The sequence below is a fragment of the Hymenobacter sp. GOD-10R genome, from assembly GCF_035609205.1.
GTDB lineage: Bacteria > Bacteroidota > Bacteroidia > Cytophagales > Hymenobacteraceae > Hymenobacter.
In genome coordinates this window covers 5,147,221-5,161,544 of the sequence record NZ_CP141184.1, presented here as the reverse complement: position 1 = coordinate 5,161,544, position 14,324 = coordinate 5,147,221, and the positions used below count along the sequence as shown (strand labels likewise).

Below are 14,324 nucleotides of genomic sequence, written 5' to 3'. Positions count from 1 at the left end.
CAAAATAAGATAAATAAGACTTTTCATATCTAATTTTTCTGTCATGAAAATCGCAGTAGTTGGCACGGGCTACGTAGGCTTGGTAACGGGCACGTGTTTCGCCGAAGTGGGCATTGATGTTACTTGTATTGACATCGACCAGAAGAAGATCGATAACCTGAAAGAAGGCATTCTGCCTATCTACGAACCAGGACTAGAGGAAATCGTAACGCGTAACGTAGATGCAGGTCGTCTGCACTTTTCCACCAACCTAGGAGAAGCAATTCAGGATTGTGACGTCGCTTTCATCGCCGTAGGTACGCCTCCCGGCGAAGATGGCTCCGCAGACCTGAAATATGTGCTGGCCGTCGCACGCAGCATTGGCGAAAACCTAACCGATTACTGCGTAGTTGTAACTAAAAGCACCGTGCCAGTAGGTACAGCTGCGAAAGTGCGGAGAGAAATTGAAGCCGCTTTGGAGCGCCGCGACGCAGATATTGAATTTGACGTAGCCTCTAACCCCGAATTCCTGAAAGAAGGTGCTGCTATCGACGACTTCCTCAAGCCTGACCGCATCGTAGTAGGTGTGTCTTCTGAGCGGGCCGAAGACGTGATGAGCAAGCTGTACAAGCCTTTCTTGCTCAATGGTCACCCAATCATCTTCATGGATATCCCATCGGCGGAGATGACGAAATACGCGGCTAACTCGATGCTGGCCACTAAGATATCGTTCATGAACGATATTGCTAACCTGTGCGAAATTATGGGTGCGGACGTGAACATGGTGCGCAAAGGCATCGGTTCTGATGCTCGCATCGGGCATCGCTTCATTTACCCCGGCATTGGCTATGGTGGTTCTTGCTTCCCCAAAGACGTAAAAGCCCTGATCAGAACGGCCTCCGAAAATGGCTACGAGATGCAAGTGCTCAAAGCGGTGGAAAGTGTGAATGAGGCGCAGAAGTCAGTGCTGTTTGATAAGGTAAGCAAGCACTTTGGTGGCGAGCTGCAGGGTAAAAAGATGGCTATCTGGGGTCTGTCTTTCAAGCCTAAGACCGACGATATGCGGGAAGCCCCCTCGCTGGTAATCATTGAAAAGCTGCTCAACGCTGGCTGCTCTGTATCCGCCTACGACCCAGTAGCTATCCAAGAGGCCAAACACTCCCTCGGCGATACTATCACGTACGCAAAAGACCCATTCGAAGCGCTCATCGATGCAGATGCACTGCTCGTTGTAACAGAGTGGCCCGAGTTCCGCTCTCCCAACTTTGGTGTAGTAAGTAAGCTGATGAAAGAGAAAGCTATCTTCGATGGCCGTAACATTTATGACGCGAAAGAGCTAGCAGAGCTAGGTTATACCTACCACTGCATTGGTATCAAGACGGCCCACAAGGAGCCGGCTTCTGTATAAGCTCCGTATCCTTTGTTGTTTCTCACAATGCAATTGACCCAAATAACTAAGGGTCAGTAGCTAACAACTACTCATGTCAGACAAAAAACGTATACTGATTACTGGCGGCGCCGGCTTTTTGGGGTCTCACCTCTGCGACCGTTTCCTCGCGGAAGGTTACCATGTCATTGCTATGGACAACCTTATTACGGGTAGCCTAGCTAACATCGAGCACCTATTCGGCCGCGAAGAATTTGAGTTTTATCATCACGATGTATCGAAATTCGTGTTTGTTCCCGGTAAGCTCGATTATATCCTACACTTCGCCTCGCCCGCGTCGCCTATCGATTACCTGAAGATTCCGATTCAGACGCTGAAGGTGGGTTCGCTAGGTACGCACAACCTCCTAGGCCTCGCCCGGGTGAAGAATGCTCGTATTCTCATTGCCAGCACTTCCGAAGTGTACGGTGACCCAGAGGTACATCCCCAAGTAGAAGAGTACTTTGGTAATGTAAACCCCGTGGGCCCGCGCGGATGCTACGACGAAGCCAAGCGCTTCCAGGAAGCCATTACGATGGCCTACCATACACACCACGGCTTAGAAACGCGCATCATCCGTATTTTTAATACCTACGGTCCACGCATGCGCCTAGACGACGGCCGGGTACTGCCAGCGTTCTTGTCTCAAGCATTACGCGGCGAAAACCTAACGGTGTTCGGCGACGGTTCACAAACCCGTTCGTTCTGCTACGTGGATGATTTGGTCGAGGGGATCTACCGTTTGCTACTCTCCGACTATCCTATGCCCGTGAACATTGGTAACCCATCCGAAATCACGATCAAGGAATTTGGGGAAGAAATAGCTAAGCTAGCTGGCGTAGAGTTCAAGCCTGTTTACCAGCCGTTGCCGCAGAATGATCCCATGAAGCGTAAGCCAGACATCACCAAAGCCAAAGAAATTTTGGGTTGGGAACCGAAGGTAGATCGAGCCGAGGGCTTGCGCCGTACGTTGGAGTTCTTCAAAGAACACGTGCCTGTAGCGTAATTTGCTACTTGTTGCAAATATCAAAAACCCCAATTACCGATCAGTAATTGGGGTTTTTGATATTTGCCGTAAATTCATTTGTCTTTTTGCCGTCTTTCAGTCCTTTTCATGAATAGCCCTAGCTTGTGGGAAAAGCCATACTTGATAGAGTTTCCCAAAATAGGTAGCTCCCATGAAGGCTATATATCGGTTGGCGAGGGTGGCGGACAAATTCCCTTTGACATTAAACGTAGTTTCTGGACGTATTTTACACCAGAGAGTATTGTCCGAGGTCGGCATGCTCATTATCAAACTGAGCAGGTGTTAATTGCCGTTAGTGGTCGTATTGTAGTCTTTACGGAGCTACCTGACGGTGAAATCCTGACGTTTCCATTAGAGCGTGCCAATGTTGGTGTGTATATCCCACCAAATGTGTGGCACACCATGCAGTATTCACATACAGCCGTGCAGTTGGTCCTAGCATCGTGTCCCTACGACGAGAAGGACTACATTCGAGATTATAGTGTGTTTCGGAAAACATGGGCGAAGTAGTAGAAGCGCTCATTGATGCTCGTAGTGCAAAGCTGTTCTTTTACTCACCTTACGTCGGCTTGCGCACCCTCGACGCTATAAAGCAACAGGAACTGTTCGGCACTGGTAAAGCTAGGTCCTATGTGGCCCGGCCTCATCATTATCTATTTGAAGTAGCATCACCAAACGGACCGATTCAGTTTCTGTATCAATTGTTGCCGTGGGATACTGATTTCTTCGGGGCACCTACGTACAAGCTGTTTACTGCGCTTTACGCCGACAAAACGCCACTGGCAGAGCTAGCTCGTGCCGCGAAAGTATTTAAGCAGGGATTGAAAAAACCTCGCTTTTACTGCTTTACAGAATTACCCGTCGAAGATAGCAAGCTTATTCAGGCGCTAACTAGTGCTGGATGGCGTTGCGTGGAAAATAGGCTGACGTTCTTTCACGATGCAGTCGACTCCTTCCATCACGCACGCTATCCTGTCCGTAGCGCACGCGCCGACCAAGCTGTCCACATCGCTGCAATAGCGGCCGCTGCTCGTAACGAGTACGACCGCTTTCACGCGGATGATTGGTTTGGGCAAGAGCTAGCCGATGCTTTCCTGGCGCGCTATGCATCCGCTGCTGTGCTTGGCTATTGCGACCAAGTACTGGTGCCTGACGAACCAGGCGTTTCTATAGACTCTTTTCTCGCTATCAGTGATTTGAAGTCCGATGCCGAGAACCTAGGTTGCGAGTTCTCTCGCGTTGTTCTGACGGCTGTGAGAACTGCAAACCGCGGCTGGCACTTAAAACTTGTTGCCGAAACCATTCAACGTGCCCGCGCGCTCAACCAGCGCTATGTGCTAATGACTACGCAAGCTACTAACCGGGCCGTCTTTCGAACGTGCGAGAAGCTAGGTTTCAAACTAGGTGGGAGTAGTCAGGTACTGGCCTGCTCTGATTAACCCGTCGTAAGCCATGACGTCTGTTCCCTTCCTTTCCTTCGGACCGCAAAACCAGCAGATACGTGCGCAGGTATTAGAAGCCATGACGCAAGTATTTGATTCGGAGTGGTATGTACTAGGTGAAGCAGTGAAGCGCTTTGAATCGGAGTACGCCGCCTTCAATCAAACTACTGCCTGTGTGGGCGTCGCCAACGGCTTAGACGCTTTACATCTAGCATTGCGCGCGCTCAACATCAAGGCTGGCGACGAAGTGCTAGTGCCTTCCAATACCTACATTGCGACCTGGCTGGCCGTGTCGATGGTAGGCGCTACACCGGTGCCCGTTGAGCCCAGCCTAGCTACTTATAATTTAGATCCGACCCGACTAGAGGCCGCCATTACGCCGCGTACCCGCGCCATCATGCCCGTGCATCTGTACGGACAAGCCTGCCAGATGTCGGAAATAATGGCCATTGCTCGTAAATACAACTTGCAGGTGGTGGAAGACAATGCCCAGGCGCAAGGCGCGTCCTTCGGCGGACAGCTGACGGGCAGCTTTGGCGTACTCAACGCCACCAGTTTCTACCCCGGTAAAAACCTAGGTGCCTTGGGTGATGCTGGCGCCCTTACTACAAACGATGAAAGCCTGGCTCAGCAAGTCCGCACGCTACGCAACTACGGCTCGCAGCAGAAATACTACAACGAGGTGCTCGGCTATAATTCGCGCCTGGATGAGCTGCAAGCGGCTGTGCTGAGCGCAAAGCTGCCGTTCTTACCCGAGTGGACGCAGCAGCGACAAGCGCTTGCTGCTCAGTATCAAGCGGAACTGGCCGGGATTTCAGGGCTGCATTTGCCCACCGTGGCGCCAGGTGCAACGCACGTGTATCATCTTTACGTAGTGCGCACTCCGCAACGGGATGCGCTGCAAAGTTACCTAGCCGGGCAAGGTATCGGTACACTCATTCACTATCCCGTGCCGCCGCATCTGCAAACTGCCTATAAGGACCTAGGGTACAAACCCAACGCCTTCCCGCTGGCCGAAGAAATTGCCGCTACGTGTCTGAGCCTGCCGCTGTGGCCCGGCATGAGCCCGGAGCAAGCAAAGGCAGTTACGGAAATGATTAGAGGCTTTTACAATAATTGAAGCTAGCTTCCTGCATAAAATGAAGAAGTAAACGTGAAATGGTATAGAATTATTTGTAAATAAAATTACAACATGTTATTAATTATAATCCAATAATTTTTTTTATTATTTAATAGGTTTGTTTATAGTCAATTGTATTTATCGTCTGCTTAGATTGATTTTTTGTTTAACAAATAAATAGATGAGTAAAGTAAGTTCTAGAAACTATGCAGTTGATGTGTTTAGGCTGCTAGGTGCCTTGTCTGTTGTTGCTTTGCATGTGCCTTATGCAGACTTATCAAACAGCTTAGTTCTCGGAATTCGATGGTGGGGACGCTGGGCCGTTCCGTTCTTTTTTCTACTTAGCGGCTACTTCTTTCAAAAAAACTATGCTGCTAGAGGCGAGGTGCAGTTTGTAAGAACAATCAAAAACCTACTGGCTATTTACATAATTAGTAATCTTATTTACTTAGTAGCAGCTTTAGTTGAAGAAAATAAATATTTTTATCAGTTACTAGACTTCTATACTTTAGATAATGGTATATCAGAGCATCTATGGTTTATTGGTTCGATGTTGTTCGGCTACTTGATTCTCTTATATCTACTAGAGAGATTTTCGGATAAGTTATTAATCATAGGGTCAGTTGCTCTATATATAACTGTAGTCTTGGCAGATGCTTATTCTGGCTTCTTTCACACCCAGTTTGATCATGGTTTTATCAGATACTTTGTTTCTATTCCCTTCTTATTATGGGGATTTATGGCAGCCAAAAAAGCTGAATATATTAAGAGGCTTCCATTAGTTCTAATTTACATTCTTCTTCCTGTCTCCTTTCTTCTGCAAGCAATTGAGATAATACTCATCTATCGTAAAAGTGGTTTTAGTCCTCATAATCAAGAATTCGTTCTGTTAACTTTACTTTTTGCTGTAGTTGTTTTTGCTTTAGCCTTAAAGCTGACAACAAACCGTGATACTATTCTCGCTAGGTTTGGACGGCAGTATTCATTGCTTATTTACTTGTATCATCCATTGTTAAATTTGTTATTGTTTAGATTTGTAGATCTTGCTAGTTTAGGAGGAGGCTACTTGATGTTACGGAACCCTATACTAAGCTTTGTTTTTTGTCTTGTTATTTTTATTATAATAGATAGGTTCTTCCCTGCTGTTATCCGGGTTTTGAGTGGCGGGTAAGATCAGGGGCAGTGTTTCAGACCGTAGTGGTCCTACGACTCCAAAGTCGTAGGACCACTATCGTTGTGGTTGTTGAAGAACACCGCAGAACCTGGGTCGTAGGGTTACCACGTTCCGGACCGTAGGCCACTGCTAAAACATGACACGTTCACCGGTAATGATGCTATTGTTCTACCTTTCAAGGTAGTGTATAGGTGCTTGTGTGTACCTTTAAGCCCCTATGCCTAAGCTCTCCATCATTATTCCTTGCTACTTCAACGAGGCTAATATCCCGGTCACTACCCGCGAGTTGATTGCCAACGAAAGCCTATTCCCCTCGGAAGTCAGCTTCGAATATGTGCTGGTTGATGATGGTTCGCGCGACAATACCTTGCGCGAGTTGCTGGCTTTTCGGGCCGCTTACCCCAACAAAGTGCGCGTAGTAGAGCTAGCCGGCAATGTAGGCTCTTACAATGCCATTGTTGCCGGTATGGAGTACGCTACCGGCGACTGCCTAGCCATCATCACTGCCGATCTGCAAGATCCGCCAGAGCTGATGGTGCAGATGTACGACTACTGGCGAAAAGGACTAAAGCTTGTCATCGGGAATCGGCAGGATAGGGAAGAAACTGGTCTACAAAAACTGTTTTCCAATGCGTTTCATGCCTTAATGAAGCGCATTGCTCTCCCGAATATCCCGGACGGCGGCTTCGATTTTGTTTTCTTCGATCGCAAGGTGAGTGAAGAGATACTAAAGCTAAAGGAGCGCAACAGCAATATCTTCTATCTGATGGTCTGGCTCGGTTATCCTTACGTCAATATTCCTTACGTGAGGCGCAAACGCAAGCTAGGTAAGTCGCGCTGGACGCTGCAGAAGAAGATAAAGCTGCTGATTGACTCTGTTATGGCCTTTTCCTTTTTCCCGGTGCGTGCCATTTCCGTGCTTGGTATTCTTCTCGGATTCAGTGCGTTATTCTATGGAATTTACCTAGCCGTACTAAGAGTGCTGGGCGATATACAGGTAGAAGGCTGGACGGGTTTGATGGTGGTGATGCTATTCGTGGCCGCTTTTCAGATGATAGCTCTGGGCATCATCGGAGAATATGTATGGCGTGGCTTGGATGCCGCTCGTAGACGGCCCCTGTACGTGGTACAGCAAGTATACGAGCAAAACCAGGAAAAATAGAGCAAACATTTCTGTGCTTCCCGGCACCAGTCAAGATACACGGTGAGTTGGTAAGTAGACCAGAGCATACCCTAGCTTTGCGCCCTAGCTCTAATGGCGAATCTTAATGAACAGGACTTAAGTTTGGGTGAGTAAGCTAGCAAACAATTAACCGGACCGGGATCATACTGATCAGTGGTGCGTCCATTGAAGCTACGTGTAGGGCCAAGCGTTTAAATTAGTGTTTGCTTGTAATGTATTGATTTGCAGTAAATTATAAATTAAATACCGCTTTTTGAATGTATGTGTGGCTTGCTTATTGGAGTGTCATGCAGCTTCTCCTGAATAGCACATTAAGCTCCTGTGACAACGCTTGGTTTTGTTTTGATTAACTTTGTGCCCCCAAATAGCCTCTTATAGTTCACCGTGAATTCTACGAACGTTTTGACCAAACCTGAGCGCCCAACCCTCACATCAGTAGAGCCAGAGGCGTGGACCGAGGTTATCCAGCCCCGCTCCAATCTGCTGGACCTAGGCCTCAAAGATGTATGGCGCTACCGCGACTTGGTGATGCTGTTTGTGCGGCGCGACTTTGTCTCAACCTACAAGCAGACGGTGCTAGGTCCCATTTGGTTCTTCATCCAGCCCCTGCTCACAACTATTACCTACGTTATTATTTTCGGTAGGGTCGCAAAGCTTAACACCGACGGCTTGCCCGGCCCCGTATTTTACCTGGCTGGCATTACCATCTGGAACTACTTCGCCCAGACGCTGACCTCTACTTCCACAGTCTTTCGCGACAATGCCTCAATCTTCGGTAAGGTGTACTTCCCACGCCTGACCATGCCGCTCTCCATTGTCATTTCCAACCTGGTGCGTTTTGGCATTCAGTTCGGGCTGTTCCTGCTGATGTGGGGGTACTACCTTATCAAAGGCAGCGCGGTACACCCTAATGGGTTTATACTACTTACGCCTGTGCTGGTCGTGATTATGGGTTTGTTGTCGTTAGGGCTCGGAATGATTTTCAGCGCCCTCACCACTAAGTACCGTGACCTAGCTATGCTGTTAGCGTTTGGTGTGCAGCTGCTGATGTATGCCACTCCGGTTATCTATCCGCTCTCAAGCATCACCAATCCTGAGTATCGGTTGCTGATTGCGGCCAACCCGATGAGCTCCATTGTAGAAGCTTTCCGATACGCTTTCTTGGGCTCGGGTACGTTCAGTTGGGGCGCTTTAGGCTACAGCTTAGCCGTAACAGTGACTGTGCTGCTGGCAGGCATCATCATTTTCAACCGGGTACAGAAAAGCTTCACGGATACGGTGTAGGCTCCATTGTTCTTTCTCTACTCCACGAACCGTACCTGAGTAAATCAAGATATAATGAGTGACATTGCAATTAAGGTAGAAAACCTAGGCAAGCTATATCGCTTAGGCGAAGTAGGCACGGGTACAATAAGTCAAGACCTAAACCGCTGGTGGGCTAAAGTGCGAGGTAACGAAGACCCTTTTGTCAAAATCGGAGAAACTAACGATCGTACTAGCAAAGGGAGCAGTGATTTTGTATGGTCGTTGAAAGACGTGAGTTTTGAGGTGAAGAAAGGTGAAGTGTTAGGTATTATTGGCCGCAACGGCGCAGGCAAGTCTACACTCCTCAAAATTCTTTCAAAGGTAACGGCACCTACTACTGGCAAAATAAACGTAAATGGTCGCATTGCTTCACTGCTAGAAGTAGGCACTGGATTTCATCCGGAGTTAACAGGAAGGGAAAATGTTTTCCTAAATGGCGCTATTCTAGGCATGACCAAAGCCGAGATTCGGAGTAAGTTCGATGAGATTGTAGATTTCTCCGGCGTCGAGCGCTACATAGATACGCCAGTAAAAAGGTACAGCAGTGGTATGTATGTACGATTAGCTTTTGCTGTGGCGGCTTTTTTAGAACCAGAGATCTTAATTGTGGATGAGGTACTGGCAGTTGGGGATTCTGAGTTCCAGAAGAAGTGTATAGGCCGAATGAAAGATGTGAGCGTAAATGATGGACGTACTGTTCTATTTGTTAGTCACGATCTAGGTGCAGTTGCTCAATTGTGTACACACGGTATCATGATGAAAAATGGGGAGGTTTTTTGCGATGGTAAGCTTTCTACCGTTATATCTTCCTATCTGAATCAGAAAACACAGTCTGCTATCTATATCAACCCGAATAGTGATTTGAGCCATTCATTTATAATCAAGAAAATTCAACTCGAAAATGATAATGGTGAGGTATCTAGTGATTTTTTTTATGACAGACAAATTGTGATAGATTTTGAAATAAATGTGCAGGATAAAGCGTCCAATGTTGGTGTATTTGTAATGATTCTAGATTCTAAGAAGAGAAGAGTTTTTTCTTGTGAATCAACTTATATTAATAGTTCTATGAAATTAATAATAGAGCCACATATGTTAGTCCGAGGGGATTATTCTCTGCATGCTTTCACGCATGTGCCTAGGATTAAGCAGTTCGATATCGCTGAAGATGTGTGTGGCTTCAAAGTGATTGATTCTGGTTCTGACATGTCGAAGCATGGAGAATATGATTACGGAGTAGTATTTGGTAAATACAAATGGGTTTAAGCTCTTTTTAAAATGAAAAACTTTAAAAATATTTTTCATAGAAACACCTTAGCTAAAATCAATTTCAAAAAAAAAATTGAACATACTGGGGTTACATTTGACGAGTACTGTCATTACATATATGGTGATATGTATACGAAGAAAGATGTTTCTGATTCTTTACTTTATGGCGTTGAAATAAAAAGGAATAATACATTTTGGTTTGTGCAGAATGTCGAAGAAGTTTTTGTAGACGAAGTATATAAGTTTGAGACTGAAACTACGAGTCCTGTGATATTGGATTGTGGTGCTAATATTGGTTTGAGTGTTATTTATTTCAAGCGCATGTTTCCTAATGCAAGAATTACGGCTTTTGAACCTGATTCAAATATATATAATGTTTGTAAAAATAATATAAGTGCATTTAAATTTACAGATATAAATTTGGTGAATGCAGCTGTTTGGAAGTCAAATGGTGTGTTGACGTTCCAAGCAGATAATTCATTGGGAGGTAAGATTATAGATGCCGGCAATGAAGCCAATAATATAAGGCAAGTTAAGGCAGTGAGATTGAAAGATTATCTCAAGGAAAAAATAGACTTTTTGAAAATTGATATTGAAGGAGCAGAAGATGAAGTGCTTTTTGATTGTAAGGATAGTCTGTCATTAGTTCAGAATCTATTTATAGAGTATCATAGCAGCTCTGCAAAGCCCCAGCTTTTACAAGATTTATTAGATGTTGTAAGTAAAGCAGGTTTTAGATACCATATAAAATCTGCGTGGAATATCATGGAGCACCCATTTGTTGACCATAATAAAATAGATCGTGAGGCGTTCGATATGCAGCTTAATATATTTGCGTATAGATAGCGCATTCTTTTTTTACAAAATAAGTTCTGAAAATTAGAAAGCTATACATGGACAATATTCTCCATCGCGTCAACTTAGACATAAGAGCTCTTGCTATATACCTTCCTCAGTTTCATCCTATCCCTGAAAATGATGAATGGTGGGGTATGGGCTTCACAGAATGGACGAATGTTGCTAAAGCGCAATCCCGCTTTCCTGGTCATTACCAGCCTCAACTACCCACAGATTTAGGCTTTTATGATTTACGAGTTACCGAGACGCGTCAGTTACAAGTTGATATGGCGCGGCAATATGGGATACAAGGCTTTTGCTACTATCATTACTGGTTCAATGGACGACGAATTCTTGAACGGCCATTTGAAGAAGTACTCGCTTCAGGCCAACCAGATTTTCCTTTCTGTTTGTGCTGGGCTAATGAAAACTGGACCAGACGTTGGGATGGGCAAGAAGCGGAGGTTTTACTAAAACAAGATTATAGCAAAGAAGATGATTTGCTTCATATTCAGTATTTAGCAAAAGTTTTTGCTGACCCGCGATATATCCGGATTGATAACAAACCTGTCTTTATAGTCTATCGTACAGAGCTTTTTCCTAACATCCGCGAAACCGTCGAAACGTGGCGGAAAGAATGTATACGCTTAGGTATAGGCGAAATTTATTTGATCCGTGTAGAGCGTTTTTCCGGCAATACCAGCCCGACGGAGACCGGGTTTGATGCTGCGATGGAGTTTCAGCCCGATGGTCATGATTTCCCGGAGCGCTATTATGGTAGCTTAAAAGAAAAGCTCTTGGTCAAAGCTGGGCTTCAAACCTCGCCCTACCAACGTGACCAAGTATACTTGTATGAGCAGTACATAGAGAACGTGATGGCTAGGCCCCAGGCCGCTTACAAGAAGTTTCCTTGCGTTACGCCTGCGTGGGATAATAGTGCGAGGCGCAAAGAAAATGCACTCATTATTCACGGTTCGACACCAGCTCTATATGAAAAATGGCTGAAACATGCATCTGATACATTCATTCCGTATTCAAAAGATGAAAACCTGCTTTTTATTAATGCATGGAATGAATGGGCGGAAGGTAATCATCTGGAACCCTGCCAAAAGTGGGGAAGACAATATCTTGAAGCCACTGCACGCGTTCTGCTCAAGTAAGGCAAGCTGTAATAACTAGTACACCGGAAGCATGAGTACAAAAAAACCTAAGGTTTCGGTTATTATTCCCAATTATAACCATGCTCGTTATCTGCCACAGCGTATCGAGTCGGTATTAAAGCAGACAGTAAGCTATATAGAAGTAGTAATACTAGACGACTGCTCTCCTGATAATAGCCGTGAAATTATTGAGAAGTACGCCTCTCAAGACTCTCGCATTCGTGTCGTCTATAATGAAGAAAATAGTGGTAGTACTTTCAAGCAGTGGAATAAGGGGTTTGCACTAGCGCAAGGAGAGTATATCTGGATTGCTGAGAGTGATGATTATGCTGACGAATATTTTTTAGAAAAATTAGTTTCTAAGTTAGATGATGATCCTGAAGTTGGCTTAGTTTATTGTGATTCATGGAATCTATTTGAATACAATAATACAGTTGCCAGAAGTCATGCTCTATACGCGGAGCTAGACCCTGAATTATGGGAAAAGGATTTCTGTGTAGAGGGGAATTTCTTAATAAGGAAATTCATGTCATATCGAAATGTGATACCCAATGCTAGTGCAGTAGTTTTTAGACGCTCCATTGCAGAAAGAGCAGGGCCCGCTGATGAGAAAATGAGGTTGGTAGGAGATTGGCTGTATTGGGCTAGCATATTTGCTATATCTAAAGTATGCTTTGTGGCAGAACCGTTAAATTATTTCAGACATCATAGCAATAATGTTCGAAGTAAAACCCTGGTGAACGGTATATACTTTTATGAATTAACGCTTGTGCTAGCTGCCATAAAAAGCTATGGGAATCCAGATGAGCACTTTTACAGTAAAACACTGATTGAGTTTTTTAATATGTGGTTTGAGGGTGTGTTGAGATATGACATACCCCTAACCAGGAATTATGCTATTTACAAGAATATGACCAAATTGGATAAGCCTACAGCGGCATTGACAAAATCAAGGTGTAAAGAATTTTTGCTTTCTAATAATTATAGTGCACTAAGACAACTCCTAGGAGATAAAACTTTATACCCAATTTTTAGAAAAGTTATTAGCTTTGTCAAGATTTAGTTCTAGTATATTAATTATAATGCTTTTATGGTTATACTAAAATCTTCGTGTTACTATCGGTGATTTATAAACAAAGACCCCCCTTGCTTATACATGCTCATGCGAATAGCGTACATAAGTTTTGAGTACCCTCCAGATACAGCTGTAGGTGGCATAGCTACCTACGTCTACCAAGTATCTAAAATGATGAAGAGTCGCGGGCATGATGTAGAAGTTTTTTGTGGGTCACCTACTCGTACAGTATCTGAGACTTTTGAAGGTATCCTAGTACATCGTGTTCTTACCGACACGGGAAAGTTTCCAAAGGATGTACTATCCATTTTTCAGAAGAAGCATGAAGAGCATGCTTTTGATCTCATAGAATCTCCAGAGTATTCTGGGGATGGATATGAGATCAAAAAAAGATTTCCTTCACTTCCAATGGTTGTAAAGCTTCATACACCTGCAGCTTTCATCCTAGCATTAGATAACTCTTATTCGTCAAAAAAAATCAGTCTATACAGAAAAGGCAGACACATGCTCGGTGGACTATTGAAGGGCGAAATACGGGAAGGATATTGGAAAAAGGGGGTATGGCGTAATAAGGCAACTGATATAGACTACTTAACCACAGCATTAGCTGATCAGATTCATACACCTTCTACTTCACTTGGCGATATTGTCTCAAAGAAATGGGCAATTAGCAGAAGCCATATCTTAAATGTGCCTTACCCATTTGTTCCTGCCGAAGAGTTCTTGAAAATACCTATCTGTGCTACACAAACCAAAAATGTTACTTTTATTGGACGTTTAGAAATAAGGAAGGGCTTAATAGAGCTTGCTAAAGCAATTCCTTACGTTTGTGAAGCTGTGCCTGACGTCAAATTTAAGTTTGTAGGTAAACCTGTTCACTCCATTATTCCTGGTATGAGCATGGATGAGTATATCAAAAAGCAATTAGTTGGGTATGAAAGTAGACTAGAGTTCACTCAAGCTACTCCCAAGGATATTCCTAGCATTCTATCAAATACTGATGTTTGTGTTTTTCCTAGTATATGGGAAAACTTTCCTAATGTTTGTTTAGAATCAATGAGCGCAGGTAGAGGAATTGTAGGAAGTAATCAAGGAGGAATGAAGGATATGCTGGAATACCCAAAGGCCGGATTACTGGTAAACCCATTGAATTCACGAGCAATTGCCGAAGCTATTATTTGCTTATTAAACGACGCAGAACTGAGAACAAAATTAGGAGAAGCAGCGAGGCAAAAAGTTTTACAAGCCTACAATAAAGAGGTAATAGGAAGCCTAATGGAGAAGTGTTACAGCGATTTGCTGTAACACTAATTTTTTCGCTTCTAGC

General features: G+C 44.6%; 13 protein-coding genes. All 13 read left to right on the top strand.

Features of this window, described 5'->3' with window-relative positions:
- Positions 1-43: 43 nt before the first annotated feature.
- Entirely contained in the window at positions 44-1,387 is a 1,344-nt protein-coding gene (locus SD425_RS20575) for a UDP-glucose/GDP-mannose dehydrogenase family protein (RefSeq protein WP_324671918.1), read from the top strand.
- Positions 1,388-1,460: 73 nt separating this feature from the next.
- Complete coding sequence (locus tag SD425_RS20570) at positions 1,461-2,411, top strand: UDP-glucuronic acid decarboxylase family protein (RefSeq protein ID WP_324671916.1); 951 nt, start codon at positions 1,461-1,463, stop codon at positions 2,409-2,411.
- 108 nt (positions 2,412-2,519) lie between these two features.
- Positions 2,520-2,942, top strand: a complete 423-nt coding sequence (locus SD425_RS30050; protein ID WP_416381010.1) for a sugar 3,4-ketoisomerase — start codon at positions 2,520-2,522, stop codon at positions 2,940-2,942.
- Entirely contained in the window at positions 2,930-3,871 is a 942-nt protein-coding gene (locus SD425_RS20565; RefSeq protein WP_324671915.1) for a hypothetical protein, read from the top strand. The genes SD425_RS30050 and SD425_RS20565 overlap by 13 nt, the downstream gene beginning before the upstream one ends.
- Positions 3,872-3,884: 13 nt before the next feature.
- The gene (locus tag SD425_RS20560) at positions 3,885-4,994 is read left to right on the top strand and encodes a DegT/DnrJ/EryC1/StrS family aminotransferase (RefSeq protein WP_324671914.1); all 1,110 of its coding nucleotides are present in this window, start codon (positions 3,885-3,887) and stop codon (positions 4,992-4,994) included.
- Between the two features lie 181 nt (positions 4,995-5,175).
- Entirely contained in the window at positions 5,176-6,165 is a 990-nt protein-coding gene (locus SD425_RS20555) for an acyltransferase (RefSeq protein ID WP_324671913.1), read from the top strand.
- A 220-nt stretch (positions 6,166-6,385) separates the two neighbouring features.
- Complete coding sequence (locus SD425_RS20550) at positions 6,386-7,330, top strand: glycosyltransferase family 2 protein (RefSeq protein WP_324671912.1); 945 nt, start codon at positions 6,386-6,388, stop codon at positions 7,328-7,330.
- A gap of 405 nt (positions 7,331-7,735) precedes the next feature.
- Entirely contained in the window at positions 7,736-8,635 is a 900-nt protein-coding gene (locus tag SD425_RS20545; protein ID WP_324671911.1) for an ABC transporter permease, read from the top strand.
- Positions 8,636-8,689: 54 nt separating this feature from the next.
- A complete protein-coding gene (locus tag SD425_RS20540) occupies positions 8,690-9,922 on the top strand; it encodes an ABC transporter ATP-binding protein (protein ID WP_324671909.1) in 1,233 nt (410 codons plus the stop codon).
- 12 nt (positions 9,923-9,934) lie between these two features.
- The gene (locus tag SD425_RS20535; protein ID WP_324671908.1) at positions 9,935-10,771 is read left to right on the top strand and encodes an FkbM family methyltransferase; all 837 of its coding nucleotides are present in this window, start codon (positions 9,935-9,937) and stop codon (positions 10,769-10,771) included.
- Between the two features lie 47 nt (positions 10,772-10,818).
- The gene (locus SD425_RS20530; RefSeq protein ID WP_324671907.1) at positions 10,819-11,922 is read left to right on the top strand and encodes a glycoside hydrolase family 99-like domain-containing protein; all 1,104 of its coding nucleotides are present in this window, start codon (positions 10,819-10,821) and stop codon (positions 11,920-11,922) included.
- Between the two features lie 31 nt (positions 11,923-11,953).
- Positions 11,954-12,985 carry a glycosyltransferase family 2 protein gene (locus tag SD425_RS20525; protein ID WP_324671905.1) on the top strand — a complete coding sequence of 344 codons (1,032 nt, stop codon included), beginning with the start codon at positions 11,954-11,956 and terminating at the stop codon, positions 12,983-12,985.
- 93 nt (positions 12,986-13,078) lie between these two features.
- A complete protein-coding gene (locus SD425_RS20520) occupies positions 13,079-14,302 on the top strand; it encodes a glycosyltransferase family 4 protein (protein WP_324671903.1) in 1,224 nt (407 codons plus the stop codon).
- Positions 14,303-14,324: the final 22 nt, after the last annotated feature.

What these genes read in the sequence shown, in the direction of transcription:
- SD425_RS20575 (WP_324671918.1), top strand. Translation starts at nt 44, where the DNA reads ATGAAAATCGCAGTAGTTGGCACGGGCTACGTAGGCTTGGTAACGGGC.
- SD425_RS20570 (WP_324671916.1), top strand. Translation starts at nt 1,461, where the DNA reads ATGTCAGACAAAAAACGTATACTGATTACTGGCGGCGCCGGCTTTTTG.
- SD425_RS30050 (WP_416381010.1), top strand. Translation starts at nt 2,520, where the DNA reads ATGAATAGCCCTAGCTTGTGGGAAAAGCCATACTTGATAGAGTTTCCC.
- SD425_RS20565 (WP_324671915.1), top strand. Translation starts at nt 2,930, where the DNA reads ATGGGCGAAGTAGTAGAAGCGCTCATTGATGCTCGTAGTGCAAAGCTG.
- SD425_RS20560 (WP_324671914.1), top strand. Translation starts at nt 3,885, where the DNA reads ATGACGTCTGTTCCCTTCCTTTCCTTCGGACCGCAAAACCAGCAGATA.
- SD425_RS20555 (WP_324671913.1), top strand. Translation starts at nt 5,176, where the DNA reads ATGAGTAAAGTAAGTTCTAGAAACTATGCAGTTGATGTGTTTAGGCTG.
- SD425_RS20550 (WP_324671912.1), top strand. Translation starts at nt 6,386, where the DNA reads ATGCCTAAGCTCTCCATCATTATTCCTTGCTACTTCAACGAGGCTAAT.
- SD425_RS20540 (WP_324671909.1), top strand. Translation starts at nt 8,690, where the DNA reads ATGAGTGACATTGCAATTAAGGTAGAAAACCTAGGCAAGCTATATCGC.
- SD425_RS20535 (WP_324671908.1), top strand. Translation starts at nt 9,935, where the DNA reads ATGAAAAACTTTAAAAATATTTTTCATAGAAACACCTTAGCTAAAATC.
- SD425_RS20530 (WP_324671907.1), top strand. Translation starts at nt 10,819, where the DNA reads ATGGACAATATTCTCCATCGCGTCAACTTAGACATAAGAGCTCTTGCT.
- SD425_RS20525 (WP_324671905.1), top strand. Translation starts at nt 11,954, where the DNA reads ATGAGTACAAAAAAACCTAAGGTTTCGGTTATTATTCCCAATTATAAC.
- SD425_RS20520 (WP_324671903.1), top strand. Translation starts at nt 13,079, where the DNA reads ATGCTCATGCGAATAGCGTACATAAGTTTTGAGTACCCTCCAGATACA.